Raw genomic sequence first — 1,226 nt, forward strand, 5'->3', positions numbered from 1 at the left:
GGCGGATTCAACCGATCGATGCAACACACTATGACCGCCTGGCGGAAGGAGTGTTGCGATGAAGCAGCGACCTCGGATCTACTACACGGATGCCCAGAAGGCCCAGATGTGGGCACGCTGGAAAGAAGGCTGGTCGCTGCAGCAGATCGCCCAGCTGTTTGACCGGGCACATTCGTCGGTGCAGCGCATTCTTGCTGAGTCAGGCGGGATCGCGCCGCGTCAGCGGCACCGCTCACGGTTGGCTTTGTCGCTGGGCGAGCGCGAGGAGATCTCGCGGGCCATGGCCGTAGGTCATTCCATTCGATCGATCGCAGTTCGAATCGGCAGGGCGCCGTCGACGGTCAGCCGTGAAGTCAACCGCAACGGCGGGCGGATTGGCTACCGCGCAACCCAGGCGGACGAGGCGGCCCTGGAGCGAGCGCATCGCCCCAAGCGCTGCAAACTGACCGAGAACGCTGCGTTGGCGAACATCGTGTCCGACAAACTGCGCAAGCTGTGGTCGCCAGAGCAGATCGCAGGATGGCTCAAGCATACTTATCCGGACGATCAGAGCCTACATGTGTCACACGAGACCATCTACCGCAGTCTCTACATTCAGGCACGCGGCGCCTTGAAGAAGGAACTGCTGGAGCACTTGCGGCGCACCCGTGCCATGCGCCGATCACGCCACCACACGCAGAAGACTGAAGGCCACGGTCAAATCGTCGGCGCCGTCCCCATCAGCGAGCGGCCCCCCGGAGTCGAGGATCGCGCAGTGCCTGGCCATTGGGAAGGTGACTTGCTGTTCGGCAGTCGAGGCAGCCAGATAGCTACGTTGGTCGAACGCCAGACGCGGTACGTGATGCTGGTGAAGGTGGCCGGCAAGGATACCGAGACCGTTGTCAATGCGCTGATCCACCACGCCCGCGCGCTGCCCCAAGAACTCTACAAGTCGTTGACCTGGGATCGCGGCAAGGAACTGGCCGATCACAAGCGCTTCACGCTGGCCACTGACATCCAAGTCTACTTCTGCGATCCGCGCAGTCCATGGCAGCGCGGCAGCAATGAGAACACAAACGGGCTTCTGCGACAGTACATGCCCAAGGGCATCGACATCTCGGGCTACTCACAAGACGTGCTCAACTCGTTGGCCCGAAAATTGAACGAGCGGCCGAGGAAGACCCTCGGCTTCAGGACGCCGGCTGAGATGTTCAGCCAGACCGTTGCATTGACCAGTTGAATCCGCC

General features: G+C 61.7%; 1 protein-coding gene. It reads left to right on the plus strand.

All coding sequences use genetic code 11. The annotated features are described in order from the left end of the window. The first annotated feature begins 58 nt into the window (after window positions 1-58). A complete protein-coding gene (locus KAK07_RS25055) occupies window positions 59-1,219 on the plus strand; it encodes an IS30 family transposase (RefSeq protein ID WP_210857345.1) in 1,161 nt (386 codons plus the stop codon). The last annotated feature ends 7 nt before the right edge of the window (window positions 1,220-1,226 follow it).

The sequence above is a fragment of the Ideonella alba genome, assembly GCF_018069875.1.
GTDB classification, from domain to species: Bacteria; Pseudomonadota; Gammaproteobacteria; order Burkholderiales; family Burkholderiaceae_C; genus Ideonella; species Ideonella alba.